Here is a 20,065-nt window from a genome sequence, read left to right as displayed (position 1 = left end):
GGCCCGACGAGGAGGAGAGTGAGTATGAAGACCACAAGACAAGGAACGAGGCGCACGCTTCACGCCGTGCTTCTGGCAGGCGCGGGCCTGTGCATTGCGGGATCCGCCCAGGCTGCAGACCCGATGGTCAAGGCCTGCGCCAAGGACGGCCAGTTCATCATCGGCTTTTCGCAGGCCAACAATGCCGAGCCCTATCGTCAGCACGTCAATGACGAGCTGACCGCGGCGGCCAAGGCCGTGCCGGGCTTCACGCTGCAGATCGCCGACGGCGCCGGCAACGTCAACACGCAGACCTCGCAGGTCGACAATTTCATCACCCAGAAGGTCGATCTGCTGCTGATCTCGCCCTTCGAGGCGGCACCGCTGACGCCGGCGGTGAAACGCGCCATGGATGCCGGCATCCCGGTCATCGAGCTCGACCGCAAGACGGTCGGCGATCCCGGCAAGGACTACACCGCCTTCATCGGCGGCGACAATTACAAGATCGCGCTCGAGGCCGGCAAATACACCGCCAAGACCTTGCTGCCGGATGGCGGCGAGGCGGCGGTGCTGGAAGGCTTGCCGAGCTCGACGCCGGCGGTTGAGCGGCTGAACGGCTTCAAGGACGGCGTCAAGGAGAATGCCAAGATCCAGGTCGTCGCCGAGCAGGCCGCCGACTGGGTGCCGGACAAAGCCCAGACCGCCTTTGCCGCCATGCTGCAGGCGCATCCCGACATCAAGGTGCTCTATGCCTCCAACGACATGATGGCGGCCGGCGCGCTGCTTGCCGCCAAGGGAGCTGGCAAGGACGTCAAGATCATCGGCACCGACGGCCTGCCCGGACCGGCCGGCGGCATCGAGGCCGTCGCAAAAGGCGACTGGGCGGCGACCTTCACCTATCCGACGGGCGCCAAGGAAGCGATCGAGATGTCGAAGAAGATCCTGCTCGACTGCGCGACTTCGGTGGAACCAACGGTGACGGTGGAAACGACCGCGATCACGGCGGAGAACGCCAAGCAACTGATGGGGAAGTGAGGGCCGGAGAGCCCGGCATTGAACTTGATGCGCAAGGCCCCGGAAGGGGCCTTGTTCGTTTTGGGAGGGCCTGCCGAAGAATGGCAACTTCATGGCGCACTTCGGTCATTCGCGCGGCTATAGATTTCTACGCCACGCGTGGTTGAGCTGGCCTGGGTTTGACCACGGTGGCGAGTATGATGCCGGCGACAATGAAGGCCGCACCGACCAGATCGTAATCGTGCAATTCCTCGCCGAGCAGCAGATAGGCAAGCATGGCGACGAACACCGTCTGCAGGTAGAGCAGCATGCTCGCCCGACTCGCGCCGAGTGTTTCCACGCTTTTGTTGTAGAGATAGTACATCAAGGCGCCGCCGGGTCCTGCCAGATAGGCGAGCGCGAGAATGCTGTGGACGTCCATGGCGGAGCGTGCGTCGTTGAACAATTCCCACAAATGGAAAGGCAACGCGACCAGCGCACCGGCGCCGAGCAGCAGCACGACCATCGGCAGGAGTTCGATGCCGAATTTGGCACGGCGCAAAAGCACGGTGTACAGGCCCCAGCAGAACGCGCTGCCGACGATCCACAACTCGCCGGCGTTGAACTCGAGTTGCAGCAGCGCCGTCAGGTTCCCGTGGGCAACGATGAAAATCATTCCGGCGAGCGCAACCAGCGCGCCAAGCGACTTCCACAATCCGAGGGGTTCGCCAAGCACGAAACGCGCGAGCACCATCGTCATGACAGGCGAAAGCGCCATGATGATGCCGGCCGTGGTGGCGTTGGTGTCGTTGAGGCCATGGTAGATCATACCCTGGCATAGGGTGAGGCCGATCGCCCCTACGGCGACGACCTCCAAGGCGCGAGTTCGCAAAAGCCCAATCATGGCGTCGTGATGACGGTGCACAATCGGCAGTAGGATGGCGCAGGCAAGCGTCAGCCGCCAAAAGCAGAGGCCCCAGGGCGGCATTTCAGGCGCCACCCATTTGGCCGCGATATAGACACCAGCCGAAAGCAGCCAGCACAGGATGGCGGCCGGATAGCCGGTCAAGGAGGATATGGGGCCGACCGCGGGTTGCGCGGCTTGATGCGCTATCGGCATTGCCTGCATGTCATGTCCTCCCCTTCGATGACGTCTGCCGACGGGGTAACATAACCTGCGTCGTTGGGTCATGCATCCGTTTTGAAGGGTGAGGTCGCGTACGCTTTTACTTTGGTATCGGGAGGTCGCGTGTCAGCTTTTCGCGTTGCATAGCCTGGCAGTGGCGGTTGGCAGTCGACCCAAATGTGACATTTAGTTCTGGTCGCGCTCCTGCCAGAATTTGGCATCCCGCCCCAACTGCTTACCTTGCGTTCAACTCCGCCATATAAGCATTCGAAATCCCGGGGGCGCCGCGAATGCTAGACAACTACAACCTCGACCGCTTCGGCGTGATCCACCAGATCGACGCCACGCCGATCACATACGACAAGCAATACATTTCCTATTACGAGGATCTGAGCGACCGGACCATCAAGCTCGGCTATCAGCGGCTTGGCTGGGTGCTGGGGATCACCGGTGAGATACCGCGGTCCGTGTTGGAGATTGGCTATGGCACCGGCACCTTCATTGAGGCCGCCAAGATTACCGGGGTTGCCGACTGTGCCGGCTGCGACATCACCAAATTTCCGCTGCCCGAGGGCGTCCGCTTTGTCGATTGGGACGAGGCGCTCGCCGGCTCGTGGGATCTCGTCGCCATGTTCGACGTGCTCGAGCACATTCCGGATCTGGGTTTCCTCGCCCGCCTTCAGACCCGCCACCTGGCCATCGCCGTCCCTTATTGCCGCTGGCATGAACTCGGCGCCGATGGCGATGCGTGGTTCCGGACGTGGCGCATGCGTCTGCCCAACGAGCACCTGCACCATTTCGACCGTGACTCGCTGGTGGCGCTCCTCGCGCATTACGGCTTCGAATGCGTGACGCTGAATTGCTTTGAAGACGGGATCAGACTGCGGCCAGGCGAAGCGGGTCCAAATATTCTGTCAGGCTTTTTTAGAAAGCTGTAGCGCCGGTTTCCCTCGGCGACCGCGGCCAGGTGTCATGCCTCCTGCCTGGTGACCACTCGCGGCTGAAAACCGAGGTACCGCCGAAGACTTATTGCGCGAGGACAGGGGTTGACATCGTCGAGAAATATCGCTTCAAAGTAATGTTATTACATATTCTACGCAGCGCAGCGACATCGCAAAAAACCCATTGCGATGCGATCGATGGAAATCTACGGTGGGTGCGTGATGGTCCCCGCGCCGAAAGGCAAGGGGTGAAAAGGGAACACGGTGAGACCCGCAGAGGTCGAGACCGTGGCTGCCCCCGCAACTGTAAGCGGTGAGCAAGATCCGACGTGCCACTGGCCGGCAAGGCTGGGAAGGCAGGATTGCGCTGAGACCCGCGAGCCAGGAGACCTGCCATCACCGAGTTGACCGGACGGGGTGTGCCGGGAGGAGACGTGGACGTCGGTCTTGTCGTCCGGCTCGCCAGCATCCTTCCGTCGCTAGTTTTGGAAAGTGACGGAAAGTTGGACGGCGCCATCGATCATCGCATCATCGTGTGCACGCTTTGCCGTGACATCCCGACCGGCATCAGGTCGGGCGAAAGCCTGTGTGCCGATCTGCGCTCCCGGCTCGCGGCCTGCCAGGAACCCGCTGTGGCGCATGGCTTCACGATCGAAGGCGTCGAATGCATGGCGGGCTGTGCGCGGCCGCTGACCGTGGCCTTCCAGGCGCCAGGCAAGGCTTCCTATCTCTTCGGCTGCATCGACGCCGAGGCCGACGCCGGCGATCTCGTGCGATTTGCCAGGCTTTACGCCTCGCTTGCCGACGGCTGGTGCAATTCCGGACAGCGTCCGCCGCGGCTGCCGGGCAAGACGCTGGCTCGTATTCCCGGACCGGCCAAGGTTGAGGGCAACAGCCGATGACAACGCCGCTTCTCGAAGCCCGCGAACTCTGCGCGACGGCGAATGGCCGCGACCTGGTCCACGCCGTCAGCCTGTCGGTGGCCACAGGCGATCGCCTTGCCATCATCGGCCCCAATGGCGCCGGCAAGACCACGCTGCTGCGCATGCTGTCGGGCATGCTCAGGCCAAGTTCCGGCGAGGTGAAGCTTGGCGGGCGCCGCCTGGACAGGATCTCGACCGCCGAGCGGGCCCTGCACGTCGCCGTTGTCGGCCAGACCGACCAGCCGGACCCGCGGCTGGCGGTGATCGACTATGTCGAGCTCGGCCGCGTCCCGCATGCCGGACTAAGGCGCAGGAGCGAGGAGCGCGACATCGTCGTCGACGCGTTGCGCCGGACCGGCCTGTTGCCGCTGCTTGGCCGCAGCATAGGCTCGCTGTCGGGCGGTGAACGCCAGCGCGCCCAGCTGGCGCGCGCCATCGCGCAGCAACCGAAAGTGCTGTTCCTCGACGAGCCGACCAACCATCTCGATCCGCGCGCCCGCGGCGAGCTGCTCGAGCTCGTGGCCGGCTTCGGCATGACGGTGATCGCGGTGCTGCACGATCTGGCTTTGGTGGCGCCCTTCGCCACCAGGGTTGCGGTGATGAACGAAGCGCGGCTGCATGCGCTGGCCGCGCCGCGCGAGGCGCTGACCCAAAAGCTGATCCGCGAGATTTTCGGCGTCGACGTGTTTCGCCTGCGCCATCCGACCGAAGACCGCGAACTGACAGTCTTCGATGTTCCGAACCGCTCCGCGCCGCCATCCTGATCGACCCCATCCCTGATCCGACATTGTTCAACCAAGGAGCAAAATCCGTGAAACGTCTCGCCCTGTCGCTCGTCATCTCGCTGCTGGCTTCGTCAGCCTTCGCCTTCCCGGTCACCGTCGACAGCTGCGGCAAGCCGCTGACCTTCGACGCGCCGCCCAAACGCGCCGTCATCCATGATCTCAACATGGCCGAGATGGCCTTCGCGCTGAAGCTGCAGCCGTCGATCGTCGGCCTGACCGGCATCACCGGATGGTACAAGGTCGGCCCCGAATTCAAGGCCGAGCAGGGTTCTATTCCCGAACTGGCGCCCAAATACCCGACGCTGGAAAACCTCGTCGCCGTCGAGCCCGATTTCTTCTTCGCCGGCTGGTACTATGGCATGAAGCCGGGCGGCGACGTGACGCCAGACACGCTCGCCCCGCACGGCATCAAGACGCTGGTGCTGACCGAAAGCTGCGTCCATCTCGACAAGAACCGTCCGGCTGCCTCGATGGATCTGCTCTATGGCGATGTCGAAAAGCTGGGCAAGATCTTCGGCAAGGAGACCGAAGCCAAAAAACTTGTTGCCGGCTGGAAGGCGCAGCTCGCTGATATCACTGCCAAGGTCGGCGGCGCAAAGGGGACGCGGGTGTTCCTTTATGATTCAGGTGAGGACAAGCCGTTCACCGCCGGAAAATTCGCCATTCCGAGCGCCATGATCACGGCGGCGGGCGGCGACAACATCATGGCCGACATGGACACCAGCTGGGGCAACACGGATTGGGAAACCGTGGCGTCGCGCAATCCGCAATTCCTCATCCTGCTCGATTACCAGGATGGCGGCGGCTACAAGAAACTGCTCGACTTCCTCAAGGCGCACCCGGCGATGAAGGAGACGGACGCGGTCAAGAACGAGCGCTTCGTGGCGCTCCGCTATGCCGAACTGACGCCCGGCCCGGCAAACATCGAGGCGATCGGCAAGATCGCCAAGGCGATGCATCCGGAAGCGTTCTGATGCTTCTTGCCCCTGGGCATAAATCCGGAGCGCTTTCAGGGCACAAGGCGTTCGCGCTGGCGATAGTGGCGGGCACGGTAGCGGTCGTCGCCCTCGTGCTGCTGTCGATCGCCTATGGTTCGACACTGATCCCGCTGACCGACGTCATCGCCTCGCTTGGCCATGCCGTCGGATTGAACGAGCACCAGGTGTCTGGCCCGGTCGGCAAGATCGTCGTCGATCTCAGGCTGCCGCGCACGATCCTGGCGGTCTGTGTCGGCGGCGGCCTCGGCATAACAGGCGCCTTGCTGCAGACGGTGACCCGCAACGATCTTGCCGATCCCTTCCTGTTCGGCCTGTCGTCGGGGGCGGCGGCCGGTGCTGTTTCCGTCATAACCGTCTTTGGTGACAGTTTTGGCATCTGGACCTTGCCGGTCGCGGCCTTCACCGGCGGCATACTGGCCGCCTGCATCGTCCTGCTGCTGGTCGCGCGGGTGCGGGGTCAGGGGCCGGAACGGCTGATCCTCGCCGGCCTTGCCGTTTCCTTCCTGTTCACGGCCTTGACCAACTATCTGGTTTTTGCCGGCGACCAGCGCGCCGCCCATTCGGTGCTGTTCTGGACGATGGGCGGGCTCGGGCTGGCGCGCTGGGACAATGTCTGGCTGGGCGCATTGGGCGCCGGCACGATTGCTGCCTATGGGCTGTGGAACCACCGCAGGCTGGACGCCTTCCTAGCGGGTGAAAGCGCCGCCGAAAGCCTTGGCGTGCCGGTGGCGCGGATGCGTAGGACGACGTTTCTCGTTGCCGCCTTTTCGACGGCAATTCTCGTCTCGGTCGCCGGCGTCATCGGCTTTGTCGGGCTTATGATCCCGCATTTGTCGCGGCCGCTGGCCGGTCCCTTGCATCTGCGGCTGATCGCCAGCTGTGCGCTGTTCGGGGCGGTGCTGTTGCTGGCAAGCGATCTTCTGGCGCGAACCCTGCTGCCGCCGCAGGAACTGCCGATCGGCATCATCACCAGTTCGCTCGGCGCCTTCTTCGTCGTCACGCTGGTCGTGCGAAACCGGCTCTGACGGCTCAGAGCTTGCCGTCTCAGACTGTCCAGAAGTAGCGCACGATGTGAAAGAAGATCGGGGCAGCGAAGACCAGGCTGTCGGTACGGTCCATCATGCCGCCATGGCCTTCGATGAGATGGCCCCAATCCTTGACACCCTGGTCGCGCTTGATGGCCGAGGCGACCAGCCCACCCAGAAACCCCATCGAACAGACGACGAAGGCGACACACGCCGCCTGCAGGGGCGTGAATGGCGTCACGAACGACAGCAGAGCGCCGAGCAGGCTCGCCGATACCACTCCGCCGATCAGGCCCTCCCAGGTTTTCGACGGCGATACGGTCGGCGAAAACCGGTGTTTTCCGAACAGCTTGCCGAAGATGTATTGCAGCACGTCGCTGCCTTGCACGACGATGATCAGGAAGGCGATCAGCAGCAAATTGCGGCCTTCGAAGCCCGGCACGTCGAGCGTCAGCAGTGCTGGAACATGGCTGACGCAATAGACGGAGATCATCACCGCCCATTGCTGCGCGGCGATCCGCTCGAGAAAGCGTTCGGTGTCGCCATGCAACGCAGTGATGGCCGGCATCAGCAGGAAGCAGTAGACCGGAATGAAGATGACGAAGAGCCCGTACCAGGCGGTCCAGACCAGCCAGTACTGAAACGGGATGATGATGCCGAACATGCCGAGCAGCACCCAATGGTCGCTCCGGCTCGTGTGCGTCAGCGTCACGAATTCGCGCAGCGAGGCGAAGGAAATCAGCGCGAACAGGATGGTCAGGCCGTACCGGCCGAAGAAGAAGGCGACCGTCATCAGCGCGACCATCACCCACCAGGCATTGATGCGTTGGGTGAGATTGACCAGAGTCGAACTGAGTGGTTTCGGCGCCCGTGCCGAAAGTATAGCGGCCACAATGCTGGCGGTGGTCAGCACCGCCAGAAGGCCGATGATCAGGATCGAGATGTCGTGGCGCATCAATCGTCTCGTTCGGGACGCGGGTTGAGCGCCAGAAGCGTGGCGTGGGCTCGGTCGAGAAAGGCGCGCCGCTCTTCGCCGGGGGCCACCGCCACCGGTGCGCCGAAGACGACGCGGCACAAAAGCGGGACTGGCAGGAACTGGCCCTTGGGCAATACGCGCGACATGTTCTCGATCCAGCACGGGATCAGCTCGACCTGAGGCCGTGCCATCGACAAATTGTAGAGCCCGGAGCGGAAAGGCAGCAGCGGCTCATCCGTCATGTTGCGGGTGCCTTCGGGAAACAGGATCAGCGAGTGTCCCTGGTCGAGAACCGACAGCATGATCTCGATCGGGTTTTCCTCGGGCTTCGTCCATTGCCGGTTGATGAGCACGGATGACAGCATGTCTTCTGCGATGAAGCGGCGCAGCCGCGATTTTCCCCAATATTCGCCGGCAGCCACGGCATGGGTGATCGCGCGCTCCTTTTCGTTGAGGCACGCCGACAAAAGGATGAAGTCGCCATGGCTCGTGTGATTGGCGAAATAGATGCGTTGCTTGTCCGACGGCAGACTGCCATTCCAGATCGGACGCACGCCGGTTACCGCCCAGGCCAGCGCCGAGAGGCCGACGGAGGTCACAGTCTGCAGCAGGGTGAAGGTCGTGAGCGAGAGCTTGTTCATCGCGGCGCCCAAAATCCGGCCGCCAGAAGCATCGCGACGAACAGGCCAAGGGCTATGCGTTGCCTGGTCAGCAGCCGGCGCGTGCCGGCCATGCGTTCGTCGAGCGAACGTGGGGAAGGTGGCAGCAGCTTCAGGCGCATGCGCGCCAGCATGTCGTCCACCGCGGCGCCGGCGGAAGACATGTCGTCATGGCTGGCCATCAGCCGGAACAGCAGCGCGTCGAATGCCAGCAGCGCCGACAGCGCCAGCACGGCAACCGCGCTGACGGCAGCGAGCGACAGCGCCACGGCGGCGGGCAAGGTCTCGAAGGCGCCGCGCGCCCGGGCGGCCAAGGGCGCCAGCATGTTTGCGGCCAGAACGATTGCGGCCGGCCACGCGGCCTGCCGCATCAGCATGCCGGCGAAGCGATCGGTGCTTTGCTGATAGGCATTGCCGGTCATGATGCCGCCCGCTCCGTTGCCTCGACAAGATGAACAGGCCGGCCGGCGGCGCTCAGCATCTCGCGAGCCCGGGCCGGCGTCCTGGCTCTGCCGGTCACCACCAGCCATTCGGCGACGACGCCGGCGCTGCGCTGGAAACCGAGCGCGCAGCAGACAAGCACCGTGCCGTCGCGGCGCGCTTTCTCCAGCGCGCCGGCTGCCTGTTGCTGCACCATCAACGGCGGCGGCAACAGGTCGACCATCGGAAAGGCGATCCAGCGGCAAGTCGCTCCCGCCGGCCTTTCAAGTTCGGCGGCGAGGTCGATGACCGTGCCGAAGCCGTTGGCCTCGCTTGCGGTGGGAAAACGCCCGAGAAAGACGCTGTCGGCAACCGCCACCTGCGGAGCAAGATTGCGCGTCCAGGCCCATATGTTTGTCCTGGCGCCAAGACGGTACGGCAGGAGGAGGAGGCGGCATGCAAGCGTGATGCTGCCATCCGCGGATTTCTGGAACACTTTCGAACCGGCCCCGGCATAGGCAAGCGCGACGATGGCCAGCGCCAAGGCTGGCCAAAGCAGGAAGAGCGCGACGGCCGAAAAGAACGCGCCGAACGCGGCGGCGGCCAGCGCAAGGACGGCGCCCAGTGCATAGAACAGTGCCAGCCGGCGGGCTTTCGCATCGCTGGTCGGCCGGGCACCTGAAAACGGCAATTCACCGTTGCGCGGAAACAGCCAGAGCGCGAAAAAACCGAGCAGCGCGCCGGTCGGGATGTCGATGAAATGATGCTGCCAGGTCGTCAGCACCGAGGCGCCGATCAGGAAGCACCAGCCGTGCCAGAGCGGCAGGAGAAGGCGACCGAGGCGGTGGCGCCAATGGTCCCAGATGATCACCAGCAGGGCGATGTGCAGCGAGGGCGCCTGGTTGAACGGTTTGTCGAAGCCGCCAAGCACGGCAAACATGAAGCCCGGCAGGCCGGTCGTTTCCGGCCGCACGAACGTCGCGGTCAGCGGGAACAGGATGAAGCAGGTGACGGCGACGAGTTGCGCTGTGAGATAGCGGCCGGCCAGGCGGTCGACCCCTTGCCGGTTGTCGTTAAGCAGCAGCGACAGGCCGTAGAACAGGTTGATCGACCAGTAGGGCACGATGGTCCAGGCGACGAACGGGATGCTGTGTTCCCAGGAGAACACGATGCTGCCGACGTCGTCGCGCCGCGACGCCAGCCAGTTGGCCAAGCCATAGGTCAGGTAGAAGAACGGCGCCAGGAACGCCAGCCACAATGCAGCCCTGACAATCACACGGCCATAGGGTTCGGCGGCGACGATGGCTGCGGATTGCGAAGCTTCAGGGTCAGTCGGCATGCCTCGGCGGGTCCTACAGGCGCCGTGCGACCGAGACGGTGAAGATGCCCCATTGGTCGATGCGTTGATCGAGCTTCTCGAAACCGGCGGCTTCGACGAGCTGGTCCATCTCACCTTGCGTGCGCCGGCGCATGACCCATGCCTGGCCGCCGCGATGGGACGTCAGGCTGCGCGCGATCATCTCGAGCTGCGGATGCCAGGGCTGGTTGGTGTAGATGAGCAGACTGCCCGGCTGCATGGCGCGGGCCAGTCCGCCAAGCGAGCGGGCGATCATCGCATTGTCCGAGAACAGTTCGTAGAGGCCGGAAACGATGGCGAGGTCCGGCGCGGGATCGATAGCGGCGAGCATGTCGGCATCGAAAGCGTCGGCGCGCCGGAACGAGACGCTGGCCGGCAATTGCCGCTCGGCGATCAGCTTGCGGCCAAGCCCGACATTGAGGTCGGAATAATCCTGCAGGCGCACGCTTGCCGGCTGATCGGGGCTCTTGACGATCGCATCGAGAACATAGCGGCCGTGGCCGGCGGCGATGTCGAGAATGTGGGCGGCGCGGCCGGCGGCCTTGAGTGTCGATAGCGCGGTGCCGATCAGTTCTTCCAGATGCAGCTTGCGCTGGCGGATGCCGCGCCAGCCTATGGCCTCCAGGAAGATGCGGTCCACGAAGCGGCCAAGCGGCGTCAGCCCTCGTGCCTCGTTTTCATAGACATAGTCCAGCGTCGAGCCGGAATCGAAGCCGGTGGTGACACCGGCCTTCATGCCCGACGAAACCCAGGCGCCCATGCGGATGGAGGCGCGGCTGAATGCCCAATAAAGGCCCCTGGGCGACAACAGATCCAGTGGCGAGGCAAGCCGTTCGGCCTCGTCGCGCGTGTATCCGGCAATATCCGCCTGCTTGAGGTCAACGGGCGCGTCCGGCGTCGTGAACTGCCTGGTCAGGAACGGCCGGATCAGGTCGAGGGCCTGTGCCCGGTCGCGCTCGCCCAGCGTGTCGTGGAAGAAGCCCGGCAACACGTGGCGTTCCTTGGTCCGGCTGCCGAGATTGACGAAGAATTCGTGCTGCGGGGCGTGGCGCACCACCCAGTCGCTTCCCGAAAGCAGAAGTTGCGTCGGCACGGTCATGGCGCGGGCGTCCGAAACGATGCGAGCGGCGTGCTGGTAGAGTTCGACCAGGATGTTGGAGGCGATCGGCCGCGTGATCAGCGGGTCGCTCTCGAAGGTAGCGATGCGCACGGGATCGTGGGTCAGGAATTTCGCCTTGACGTAGGAGTTGACGAAAAAACGGCCCTTGAGCTTCTGCCAGAGCGCGATGCCCTCCTTGGCGAAGGGCACGTAGAGCTTGACCGAAAAGGCCGGCGAGGCCAGCACCATGGCGCGCAGTTTCGGCGCATAATCGTGCACCCAGGCGGCGGCAAGCACGGCGCCGAAAGACTGCGCGATCAGCGCGATGTCCTGCGTAGCGAAGCCGTCCCTGGCGGCCATCTCGCGCATGAGGCAGTCGATGTCGCGCACCAGCGCCGAGAAGGACGGAGCATAGCCGCGTTCACCGGACGAACGGCCATTGCCGCGGGCATCCCAGGCATAGAAGGCATGATCCGGCATCTGCAGTTCGTCGACGAGATGGGCCATGCGGCCGCCATGCTCATGGCCGCGATGGAAGAGCACCACAGCGCCCTTGGCATCGGCGGAGGCCGCCGGCCAGAACCGGTAAAAGATTTCCGTTCCGTCATGGCTGTGGAAGACACGCTCTTGTGCCTGCCGCGCAGGGCTTTCCGCAACCGCTGCAATTGGTCCGTGCATCATCGTCTTCCCCTCTGGCGGCATCGCGAGCCCGGTGCTCAACTGGCGCTGCCAATAAGACCGGCGCGTATCCGGTTTATGGCGGTCAGCAGCGAAAGCGTTGCCATGGCCGGAAACACAAAAGGCGCGATGGATACCGGCCACAGCCCGGCAGCGCACAGGACCGCCACCACGCTCAGTGCCAGCGCCCTGTCGCTCTTGCCGAACGGACCGGCATAGTTGCGCCCGATCCCGGCGGCGATGCCGAGCACGCCGGCGAACTCGGCCAGCACCGCGGCGATGGCGAAGGCGATGACGCCCCATGCGCTGAACAGCGGAAAGACCGCGAAAGGCAGGGTGAGTGCCAGGTCCGAAACGACATCGCAAATCTCGTTCAGATACATGCCGAGCGTCGAAGCCTGGCCATGTTCGCGTGCCAGCATGCCATCCACCGCATTGAGCGCCATGCGCACGAACAGCACCACGGGAATGAGTAGCAGCAGCCAGCGCCATTCGTGCAGGATCGCGATGGCCGCTCCAGCCACGATCGACATCAGGGCCGCCAGGATGGTGATGCTGTTTGCGGTGACGCCGTTCGCCGCCAGCTGGCTGACCAGCGGCCGCAGTCTTCCCTGGAAAGCCGGCTTGAGCGCGTAAAGCGTCGGCATGGCGTCGATCCCCCGATCCTGACCTGCGCTGTACATGAATATGTCATACGCGACCAGCGGCTGCAGCGCCCAAAACGGCGACTCTCACTGCCCGGCTGCCGCGCATCGGTTGCTGAGGCGTCGACCAATCGTCGACGGTCGGTGTGGGCATGCACATTTGCCGGCTTCTGAACGACACGGTGCTTGAATAGTAAGCACGCTTATTATATATATCGCTCATGGTTTCTGATGGCATCGACAGATTGGGATTTTTGATCCACGACGTGCAGCGCCTGATGCGCAAGCGTTTCGAGACGCGCGCCAGCGGGCTCGGCCTGTCGTCGGCGCAATGGCGCCTGATGGTGCGTGTCGCCAAGGAGGAGGGCGTCACCCAGGCCCGGCTCGCGGAATTGCTCGAAATCGAGCCGATCAGTGTCTCGCGCCTCGTCGACCGGATGGAGGAGGGCGGCTGGATCGAACGCCGCGCCGACGCTGCCGACCGCCGCGTGCGCATGATCTTCCCGACGGCCAAGGCGAGCGCCGCCTATGCGGAGGTCAAGAGCCTGGCCGGCGAAGTCTATGAGGAATCGCTCGTCGGCGTTTCGCCGGAGGACCGTCGCGTGCTGATCAGGGCGCTCGATGCGATGGCGCAGAATCTCGCCGACGGCGATACCTCGGAAAAAGTCGAGCCTACGAAAGGCGCAGCAGCATGAACGCGGTAGCCAAAGTCGACGAAAACGCCGCCAAGGTGGAGATGGAAGCGCCGGCCCAGCCGGCCGCCGCTCCTGTCGCGGTCGCTCCTCCCGTGCAGCCGGTCCCGGCGCCGAAAAAGAAGCGCCGCATGGGCCGCTTCTTCCTGATGCTTGTCTTGCCGGCGGCGCTGGTTATCGGTGGCGGCTATGTCTGGGTGACCGGCGGCCGCTATCAGGAGACGGAGAACGCCAATCTGCAGCAGGCCAAGGTGTCGATCGCCTCCGACACGGCCGGCCGCATCGTCCAGGTTGCCATAACAGACCATCAGATGGTCAAGCAGGGCGACCTTCTGTTCACCATCGATCCCGAGCCTTACCGGATCGCGCTTGCCCAGGCCGACGCCGCGGTTGCCGCCGCGCGCCTCAATGTCGAGCAGCTGCGCGCCGCCTACAGCCAGTCGATGGCGCAGGAGAAGTCCGCCAGCAGCGAGGTCGACTACGCCCAGTCGCAGTACGACCGCGCCGCCGATCTCGCGCAGAAGGGCATCAACGCCAAATCGTCTTTGGACGAGGCCCGCAACGACCTCGACAAGGCAAAGCAGCAGGTCGCCGTCGCCCAGCAGGGCATCATCAGCGCCAAGGCCGCGCTCGGCGGCAATCCCGATATCGAAACCGACAAGCATCCGACCGTAATGGCCGCGCTCGCCGCGCGCGACAAGGCCGCCTACGACCTGGCGCGGACCACGGTGAAGGCGCCCGCCGATGGCGTCATCTCCCAGGCCTCGTCCTTCAAGGTCGGCCAGTTCGTCGGCTCCGGCACGCCGCTGTTTTCGCTGGTCGAGACCGACGACACCTGGATCGATGCCAATTTCAAGGAAACCCAGCTCACCAACATGAAGCCGGGCCAGAAGGCTGAGATCGTCGTCGATACCTATCCGGGCAAGACCTTCGAGGCGACGGTCAAGGCGATCGGTGCGGGAACGGGCGCAGAATTCTCGCTGCTGCCCGCCCAGAACGCCACCGGCAACTGGGTCAAGGTCACGCAACGCATCCCGGTGCGACTGGAACTGACCGATCCCGACGCCAAGATGGCGCTGCGGACCGGCATGAGCGCCTCGGTCACCGTCGATACCGGCGTTGCCCGCGGCTTTCCCGCCATATTCGGCCACGCCACGGCTGGCGAGGTCGTGCAGTAAGTCGGCGGAAGTCCGCGGCGCCTGGCAGGTGGCGGCGGACAGCCAAGGATTGGTCTGGGGGGAGGAGTGAGAAGGATCAGCGTTTGGTTCAAGCCGCGTCGCGGCCTGGCTGAAATCTGAAATCTTCGACACGGACCCTTCGGTCCTCATGTTTCCGGGCGGCAGGCATCCGCTCATCAGAGACTTTCGGTCGATGTAACCCCCACATCGATAACCGCGTCCCACCGCGATGAAGGTCTCTCAACGGAAGGCTTTGCCGCCCGGAAACCCCTGTGTACACGTTTTTGTTACCGGCTGGAAGTTCCGCATCATGAGCACGCCAGAACCATTTCGAGAAGTGCCGCATCGCGGCCTGATCACGGTTGCGCTCATGCTGGCGACGATCATGCAGGCGCTCGACACCACCATCGCCAATGTCGCCCTGCCGACCATGACGGGCGACCTCGGCGCTTCCCCGGACAACATCAACTGGGTGCTGACCTCCTATATCGTCGCCGCCGCCATCATGACGCCGGTCACCGGCTGGCTCGCCGACCGCTTCGGCCGCAAGGAATTGTTCCTGACGGCGGTGGTCGGCTTCACCATCTTCTCCATGCTGTGCGGCCTGGCATGGAGCCTTGAAACCATTGTGCTGTTCCGGCTGCTGCAAGGCGTGTTCGGCGCCGCCATCGTGCCGCTGTCGCAGACATTCCTGCTCGACATCAATCCCAAGGAGCGCCACGGCCAGGCCATGGCCATCTGGGGCGCCGGCATCATGCTGGGACCGATCCTGGGGCCGACGCTGGGCGGCTGGCTGACCGAGAATTTCAACTGGCGCTGGGTGTTCTTCATAAATCTGCCGGTCGGCATCGTCGCCTTCCTCGGCATGGCGGCCTATCTGCCGGCCGTTGCCCGGCGGGTGCGCAGCTTCGACTTCTTCGGCTTTGCCATGATATCGCTCGGCGTCGGCGCGCTGCAGCTGATGCTGGATCGCGGCGGCGAGGTCGACTGGTTTTCCTCGGTCGAGATATGGATCGAACTCGGCTTGGCCATCACCGGCTTCTGGGTGTTCATCATTCACACGATGACCGCGGACCATCCTTTCATCGATCCGAAGATTTTTCTCGACCAGAATTTCGTGACCGGGCTGGCGTTCATCTTCGTCATGGGTGTGCTCATCCTGGCCTCGATGTCGCTGCTGCCACCGATGCTGTCGACCATCTTCGGCTATCCGACCATCACCATCGGCATCGTCATCGGTCCGCGTGGTATCGGCACGATGATCTCGATGCTCGTCGTCGGGCGGATCATGGGAAAGATCGACGCCAGGATTCTCGTCGTCATCGGTTTTCTGCTGACCGCGCAGTCGCTCTACACCATGGCGAGCTTCACCCCGCAGATGGATAACTGGCTGATCATCAGCTCCGGCGTGATCCAGGGCCTGGGCATGGGAATGGTGTTCGTGCCGCTGTCGACGGTCGCCTTCGCCACGCTTGACGCACGCTACCGCACCGACGCAACCGCGCTCTTCAGCCTGGTGCGCAATCTCGGCTCGTCGATCGGCGTCTCGGTCGTGACGGTGCTCTTGGTGCGCAACACGCAAATCAACCACGCCGAGCTTTCGGCCTTCATCAACCCGTTCAATCCCAATCTCTGGGCCGTCTCGCCGGCGGCCGCGGGCGGCGATCCGATGGCGCTGTCGGAGGTCGATCGTATGGTCAATCTCCAGGCGATGATGATCTCCTACGTCAACGACTTCAAAATACTGATGGTGATGACGCTGGCCGCCATTCCGTTCGTCTTCCTGCTGCGCAAGCCAAAGGCTGGTCCGGCCGGCGGCGGCGCACCTGCGGTACATATGGACTGAGCCGGCGGCGGGCGGTCCGCCTGCCGTCAATATGGATTGGGATTGGCGTGCCGGTTGGTGCTGGCGAATAGCCGAAACGGCCCCAGCAAGACGCTACCTGCCGAGCACCAGCGACCAATAGCGCAGGTTGGGATCACGCCCGTCGCGGACATAGGCGAGGCCGAAGCGGCTGAAATCCTGATCGAGTATGTTGCGCCGGTGGCCCTGCGAATGCATCCAGATGTCGAACAGTTTTTGCTGGTCGAAGCGGCCTTCGGCGATGTTCTCGGCCGCGGCGCCCCGCACGCCATTGTCCTTCATGCGCGATGCGAAATCCTTGCCCCAGCCCGTGGTGTGGCTCATGCGCTCGCGCGCTGCCATATAGCCGGCCTGTTGCAGCGCCGCCTGTTCGAGCTGGGCGTCCGGCGCCAGCGGGCCGAGCCCGGCTGAGGCGCGCAAGCCCGACAGAGTAGCCGTGGCGGAGGAAGAGACGCCTGCGCCTTCGCCCGTCGGTACAGAGACGGTGCTGCAGGCGGAAAGCGCGGCAATGGCTGCAAGGCCGGCGACCTTGAGCAACGTGCGCCTGTTCGGATCCGGGATTGGCGAGTTTGCAGTTTTCGCGATTGTCATGCCCAACTGACATAGTGGCGATCATGGCTTTTGCCGGGCAGGGCGGTAAGATCTGAGATGGAAATGCGGGTTAGTCGCTCATTTCACAAGCGTGATGAGGCGGCTGGCATACATCTCGCGATTTCCAAACACGGCCGTGCAGTCCGTTTTGATGGATGAGTTTCCAGTCATCTGCACGGTCGAGCCAACAAGCCTCAGACAGTCGCCCTGACCGCTCATATCTGAGTTGCCGGCAAAGGATATCGCCGCGTCCGGCGCATAGACGAACCCGCTGATCGCGGAATTTGCACCGCCATTCAGCGTCAGGGCCGAGGTGTTGCCGCGGTTCTCGAAAATGGTGATGCCGGCGTAGGGACCGCTGGTGGGTGGTGATAGATTCACCTGTTCATTGGCATTTATAGTGATCTGTGAGCCCTCCACGAGGAATATGGTCACGCCCTGACCGGTCAGGCTGCCGTTGCCGCCGGGTTTTAGGGTGACGCCACGGAAGATGTAGACGCCCGGATTGAGCGTGATGTTTCCCGACAACGTCTTGTCGCAATAGGTTCCAGGCGACAGCGTATAGGTTCTGCCGTTCGGGATCGGTAGGCACAATGTGTAAGGGGGAGGAACGACGTCCCCCAGAGGATCGAAAGATGCATATTGATGTTCGAGCGGGGCTCCGCAGGTGAGATTGGCGCTGGGCGGCGAAAGCCCGTAAGTGCCGCCGACAGTCGAGACGCAGCCCGCCGAAATCTGCGCGGAACCGCCCCTGCTGACAGCATCGGACGCATCCGAGTTTGCCGCGATGACGCAACTGCTCATGGAGACATCGGTCGAGCCCTGCAGGCTTATTGCGGCCGACGCATGTGGATCGAGCGCCAGAACGCAGGCCTGCGCACCGGGATTCATCTTGACCGTGGCCGAGCGGTGAGCTGGCCATGGGGCCGCGCCATTGATGAAGCTCGGACGGTTGATGCTGGACGAAAGCGAGATGTAATAGGCGCTCGGGTCGCCGCTGGCGGTTGCCGAAAAAGCCGAGACGCTGGCGGCATATTCCTGCTGGTCGGCGAGGCTCAAATTGGCAGAAAAGAATGTCAACCCAAGTGCCTCTACATCACTCGCGGCCATGCTGGGCAGGTACTTCGTGCCGACGGCAAGTCCAGCCGCGTCCAGCGAGTTCTGCAATTGCGCGGCGTCGTCACTCGTGCCCGTCAGATCGATCGCGCCGGCCACCACAACCATTATCGGCAGCATCGCTATGGCGGTCGCCATGGCAAAGTTGCCGCGCTTCGAAGACCAGAAGCCTCTCAATGTGAACATCGTCCGCCGCCAAGGTTTGCAATGCCCAGGTGATACGCCCGGGACATCTAAGAGAAATGTAAGCAATCGCTAAAATGCATAGGTTCTAAAAATGAGGCGAGGCGGCTCGTGATAGTGACGCCCCGGGCCTGGGGCCCGACTACAGCCGACGTCACCCACGGGAACGCCGTGACCCGTAGAAACGCCAAAGCATTGGCTGACAATATGGCCGACAGAACAACGGCCGCGGAATGGACGAATGGCCAAATGTGATTTTGCGGACAGGGCCAAGCGGTTTACGCTGCGTCAGCAATGAAAGAGGAGAAAGACGATGAAAACGTTCCTCGCTATCGCTGCCGCACTGGGCCTCTCCGTGTCCGCCGCTTCGGCGGACTGCGCCTATCATCACTCGAAGGTATCGGCGTCAGTCGACACACAGACGACGACAGCGAGCGTCGAGAAGGCTGACATGTCCAAGGCTACGGACGCGCAGACGGTCGTGAAAAAGGAAGTACCGCCGAAGACCGAATAGACTTCAACGGATCCCGCGCAAACGCCGCTCTGCCTCGGCTCTGCGCCGGCTTGCCGCCGTTGCGTTCGGCGCCTGACAGTGAGGCTGATGTCGTCTCGTACGCTGGTATCCGCAGATACTAACCTCGTAGAGGTCAATGTCTTCAAGGGTGCGTAGCGGCAATTGAGCGCCATAGGTCCGCATTATCATGCCGCCTTATGCCGCCTTCGTCGTCGATCCGGACGGCCACCCTATCGAGGCGGTCTTCAACGCGCCGGGATAGATTCCGCGCCGCCGGCTTTTTGTCGGCAGGGTGCTGACAATCCCGTGAGGACCTGTCCAAGATAATCCATTCGGCGACAACCCCTGGCAAATCGGCTATGCTGCCACATCTACTAGTGGCAGCTGCGGGCGGCCATCACGGCGGTGACCGCCCCCGACACACGGGAGGATGGTTATGGCCGGCTTTCATGTCATGGCGGACGCCTACGGGATGCATGTGCAGCCCGCGGTGCGCCGCATCACCACGGCGGATCTCTGGGACGCGCTCAGGCTCGGCGCCGAGGATTTCTGGGCAAAACCGTCCCACTACGTGTTCCTGTGTTTGATCTACCCGATCGTCGGTCTGATCCTTACCCAGTGGAGCTCGGGTTCCAACGCCATTCAGCTCGTCTATCCCTTGATGTCGGGCTTTGCCCTGGTCGGGCCTTTTGCCGCGATCGGGCTCTACGAAATCAGCCGCCGGCGCGAGCTCGGCATGAACACGAATTGGCGCCATGCACTGGACGTGCGCCGTTCCCCGGCATTGCCGTCGATCGCGGTCATCGGCATCATGCTGTTTGCACTGTTCCTGTTGTGGCTGTTCACCGCGCAATCGATCTACACCAGCCTGTTCGGAGACCAGCCGCCGGCCTCGATCGGCGCCTTTGTCCGCGACGTGCTGACGACGGGCAAGGGCTGGACCCTGATCCTGCTTGGCAATGCGGCCGGTTTTGTCTTTGCCGTGGTGGTGCTGGCCACAACGGTGATCGCCTTTCCGTTGCTGCTCGACCGTGATGTCGGTGCCGTCTCCGCAATCGAAACCTCGGCCCGGGCGGTGATGGCAAACCCGTTGCAGATGGCGCTGTGGGGCCTGCTGGTTGCCGTGCTTCTGGTGATCGGCTCGATCCCGCTGTTTGCCGGGCTGGCCGTGGTCATGCCGATCCTGGGCCATGCCACCTGGCACCTCTACCGCAAGGTGATCGAGCCGGCACAGATCCGGCCGATCCGCCGGCCGATGTAGCTAGGCTAGAGCATGATCTCCAAAAGTCGGAACCGGTTTTGGGAAAGATCATGCCCGGCTGGA

Annotated in this window: 20 protein-coding genes and 1 riboswitch; of the genes, 11 read left to right on the top strand and 9 right to left on the bottom strand. The window is 63.4% G+C overall.

From position 1 onward, the window contains the following. The first annotated feature begins 24 nt into the window (after positions 1–24). A complete protein-coding gene (locus tag D3242_RS18835; RefSeq protein ID WP_027046704.1) occupies positions 25–1,014 on the top strand; it encodes a substrate-binding domain-containing protein in 990 nt (329 codons plus the stop codon). Positions 1,015–1,141: 127 nt separating this feature from the next. On the opposite strand, the gene D3242_RS18830 is transcribed toward D3242_RS18835, so the two are convergent. Further along, positions 1,142–2,101, bottom strand: coding sequence for a DMT family transporter (locus tag D3242_RS18830; RefSeq protein WP_038646060.1), 960 nt, complete (start codon positions 2,099–2,101; stop codon positions 1,142–1,144). 287 nt (positions 2,102–2,388) lie between these two features. Here D3242_RS18830 and D3242_RS18825 point away from each other — a divergent pair, with 287 nt between their 5' ends. The 5 genes from D3242_RS18825 (at position 2,389) to D3242_RS18805 (ending at position 6,770) form a co-directional block, all read left to right on the top strand. Beyond that, entirely contained in the window at positions 2,389–3,036 is a 648-nt protein-coding gene (locus D3242_RS18825) for a class I SAM-dependent methyltransferase (protein ID WP_064984856.1), read from the top strand. 209 nt (positions 3,037–3,245) lie between these two features. Next, positions 3,246–3,451: riboswitch (cobalamin riboswitch) on the top strand. 22 nt (positions 3,452–3,473) lie between these two features. After that, the gene (locus D3242_RS18820) at positions 3,474–3,941 is read left to right on the top strand and encodes a DUF1636 family protein (RefSeq protein ID WP_223217749.1); all 468 of its coding nucleotides are present in this window, start codon (positions 3,474–3,476) and stop codon (positions 3,939–3,941) included. After that, a complete protein-coding gene (locus D3242_RS18815; protein WP_064984854.1) occupies positions 3,938–4,726 on the top strand; it encodes an ABC transporter ATP-binding protein in 789 nt (262 codons plus the stop codon). Before D3242_RS18820 ends, D3242_RS18815 begins: the two co-directional genes overlap by 4 nt. A gap of 47 nt (positions 4,727–4,773) precedes the next feature. Beyond that, entirely contained in the window at positions 4,774–5,721 is a 948-nt protein-coding gene (locus D3242_RS18810; protein ID WP_064984853.1) for an ABC transporter substrate-binding protein, read from the top strand. Then, on the top strand, positions 5,721–6,770 hold the full coding sequence (locus D3242_RS18805) for a FecCD family ABC transporter permease (protein ID WP_064984851.1): 1,050 nt from the start codon (positions 5,721–5,723) through the stop codon (positions 6,768–6,770). Before D3242_RS18810 ends, D3242_RS18805 begins: the two co-directional genes overlap by 1 nt. Positions 6,771–6,789: 19 nt before the next feature. Here D3242_RS18805 and D3242_RS18800 read toward each other — a convergent pair whose 3' ends face one another. The 6 genes from D3242_RS18800 to D3242_RS18775 are packed head-to-tail and all read right to left on the bottom strand — an operon-like array spanning position 6,790 to position 12,642. Continuing rightward, a complete protein-coding gene (locus D3242_RS18800) occupies positions 6,790–7,725 on the bottom strand; it encodes a phosphatidate cytidylyltransferase (protein ID WP_019857453.1) in 936 nt (311 codons plus the stop codon). After that, entirely contained in the window at positions 7,725–8,387 is a 663-nt protein-coding gene (locus tag D3242_RS18795) for a lysophospholipid acyltransferase family protein (RefSeq protein ID WP_019857454.1), read from the bottom strand. The genes D3242_RS18800 and D3242_RS18795 overlap by 1 nt, the downstream gene beginning before the upstream one ends. Continuing rightward, complete coding sequence (locus tag D3242_RS18790) at positions 8,384–8,827, bottom strand: hypothetical protein (protein ID WP_019857455.1); 444 nt, start codon at positions 8,825–8,827, stop codon at positions 8,384–8,386. Before D3242_RS18790 ends, D3242_RS18795 begins: the two co-directional genes overlap by 4 nt. After that, the gene (locus D3242_RS18785; protein WP_081296138.1) at positions 8,824–10,164 is read right to left on the bottom strand and encodes a phosphatase PAP2/dual specificity phosphatase family protein; all 1,341 of its coding nucleotides are present in this window, start codon (positions 10,162–10,164) and stop codon (positions 8,824–8,826) included. The genes D3242_RS18790 and D3242_RS18785 overlap by 4 nt, the downstream gene beginning before the upstream one ends. Positions 10,165–10,177: 13 nt before the next feature. Next, entirely contained in the window at positions 10,178–11,962 is a 1,785-nt protein-coding gene (locus tag D3242_RS18780) for a bifunctional alpha/beta hydrolase/class I SAM-dependent methyltransferase (protein WP_064984850.1), read from the bottom strand. Between the two features lie 35 nt (positions 11,963–11,997). After that, positions 11,998–12,642, bottom strand: coding sequence for a CDP-alcohol phosphatidyltransferase family protein (locus D3242_RS18775; protein ID WP_223217748.1), 645 nt, complete (start codon positions 12,640–12,642; stop codon positions 11,998–12,000). A 182-nt stretch (positions 12,643–12,824) separates the two neighbouring features. Here D3242_RS18775 and D3242_RS18770 point away from each other — a divergent pair, with 182 nt between their 5' ends. From D3242_RS18770 to D3242_RS18760, 3 genes are all read left to right on the top strand, one after another. Then, positions 12,825–13,298, top strand: a complete 474-nt coding sequence (locus D3242_RS18770) for a MarR family winged helix-turn-helix transcriptional regulator (RefSeq protein ID WP_019857459.1) — start codon at positions 12,825–12,827, stop codon at positions 13,296–13,298. Continuing rightward, positions 13,295–14,473: an HlyD family secretion protein gene (locus D3242_RS18765; protein ID WP_064984846.1), complete on the top strand. Its 1,179-nt coding sequence runs from the start codon at positions 13,295–13,297 to the stop codon at positions 14,471–14,473. The genes D3242_RS18770 and D3242_RS18765 overlap by 4 nt, the downstream gene beginning before the upstream one ends. 310 nt (positions 14,474–14,783) lie before the next feature. Beyond that, positions 14,784–16,319, top strand: coding sequence for a DHA2 family efflux MFS transporter permease subunit (locus tag D3242_RS18760; protein WP_064984844.1), 1,536 nt, complete (start codon positions 14,784–14,786; stop codon positions 16,317–16,319). Between the two features lie 93 nt (positions 16,320–16,412). Here D3242_RS18760 and D3242_RS18755 read toward each other — a convergent pair whose 3' ends face one another. Then, positions 16,413–16,928, bottom strand: coding sequence for a CAP domain-containing protein (locus tag D3242_RS18755; RefSeq protein ID WP_064984842.1), 516 nt, complete (start codon positions 16,926–16,928; stop codon positions 16,413–16,415). A gap of 78 nt (positions 16,929–17,006) precedes the next feature. Further along, positions 17,007–18,230, bottom strand: a complete 1,224-nt coding sequence (locus D3242_RS18750; protein ID WP_064984841.1) for a TadE/TadG family type IV pilus assembly protein — start codon at positions 18,228–18,230, stop codon at positions 17,007–17,009. Positions 18,231–18,540: 310 nt separating this feature from the next. Between D3242_RS18750 and D3242_RS18745 the strand changes: the two genes are divergently transcribed. Together D3242_RS18745 and D3242_RS18735 are read left to right on the top strand one after the other, a co-directional pair. Further along, the gene (locus D3242_RS18745; protein ID WP_019857465.1) at positions 18,541–18,741 is read left to right on the top strand and encodes a hypothetical protein; all 201 of its coding nucleotides are present in this window, start codon (positions 18,541–18,543) and stop codon (positions 18,739–18,741) included. 436 nt (positions 18,742–19,177) lie between these two features. Continuing rightward, positions 19,178–20,002 carry a DUF2189 domain-containing protein gene (locus D3242_RS18735; RefSeq protein WP_027046709.1) on the top strand — a complete coding sequence of 275 codons (825 nt, stop codon included), beginning with the start codon at positions 19,178–19,180 and terminating at the stop codon, positions 20,000–20,002. The last annotated feature ends 63 nt before the right edge of the window (positions 20,003–20,065 follow it).

It is taken from the genome of Mesorhizobium jarvisii, from assembly GCF_003601985.1.
Classification (GTDB): domain Bacteria; phylum Pseudomonadota; class Alphaproteobacteria; order Rhizobiales; family Rhizobiaceae; genus Mesorhizobium; species Mesorhizobium jarvisii.
Note: the sequence above shows the minus strand (reverse complement) of the source record. Positions and strands in the feature narration are given on the sequence as shown.